1 pseudogene is annotated in these 368 nt (G+C 59.5%); it reads left to right on the top strand.

Annotation, left to right across the window (positions count from 1 at the left end):
- Positions 1–201: 201 nt before the first annotated feature.
- A pseudogene (locus EN852_RS43305) lies at positions 202–368 on the top strand (hypothetical protein); the annotation flags it as partial.

The following is a 368-nucleotide window of genomic DNA, read 5'->3' as shown; positions in this document are numbered from 1 at the left end:
CCTGCGAGACCGTGTTGAAGGACCTGCGCGCCGCTGAAGCCACGGCGAAGCCCAGCGACGCCGACAAGAACAAGTTTTCCGAACTGGAGACGAAGGGCATCGAGCGCTGCAACGCCGACGACGACAAGCGCGCCGATGATTTCTTTGCCCAGGCCATGAAGGTTCTCGGCAAGTAATCCCCACCAACGACAGGATATCGCCATGACCTCGTCCGTCATCAAACGAGCCGTGCCCGCAATCAACCGGGTTCCGGAAGTCACACTCGATTTCTGGCTGATCAAGATCATGGCGGTGACCATGGGCGAAACGGCGGCCGACTATCTCGCCGTCAATCTCGGCCTCGGCCTCACCGTCACATCCTTGATCAT

This window comes from Mesorhizobium sp. M2E.F.Ca.ET.209.01.1.1, assembly GCF_004010375.2.
In the GTDB taxonomy this organism is placed as follows: domain Bacteria; phylum Pseudomonadota; class Alphaproteobacteria; order Rhizobiales; family Rhizobiaceae; genus Mesorhizobium.
This window is presented reverse-complemented; position numbering and strand designations above follow the sequence as displayed.